This is a genomic window from Haladaptatus sp. HS23 (assembly GCF_056892285.1).
Genome location: NZ_JBXGLH010000069.1, coordinates 1 through 367 on the forward strand (window position 1 = coordinate 1; position 367 = coordinate 367).

The 367-nt window shown below is 47.1% G+C and carries 1 protein-coding gene; it reads right to left on the reverse strand.

Annotated features, from left to right (window positions below; genetic code table 11):
• A partial coding sequence (locus tag AC1XDK_RS30845) for a helix-turn-helix transcriptional regulator (protein ID WP_483351358.1) occupies positions 1 to 215 on the reverse strand: 215 nt, incomplete at its 3' end.
• Positions 216 to 367 lie beyond the last annotated feature (152 nt).

Genomic DNA, 367 nt, shown 5'->3' on the forward strand with positions numbered 1-367 from the left:
CCATTCTCCTCATCAGCAAGTGGATCGTCCACTAACTCATACAATGCCGTCTTCGCGTGAATGTTCTCGAGGTAACCCGCCGCAGCGAGGATTCCCAAGCGATTGTGGATGTGTTGGCGTGAGAAACCCGTTTCATCGACAATGTACGATTGCGTAGCTCGTCCTTCTCGAAGGAGTTCGAGAATTTCCTTGTCGACATCTGTGAGTGAGACCATGCTACTGGGTTTGTATAGGAGCATGTAAAACAGCCCGATTCCGAACTACTAGTATTTTACGGACACACCAGTCGCATCCGTAATACACACTAGACCACTGTGTCCGTAAAGTATTTATCTAGAGATCTAGATCTCATAGTGAACACGATGAT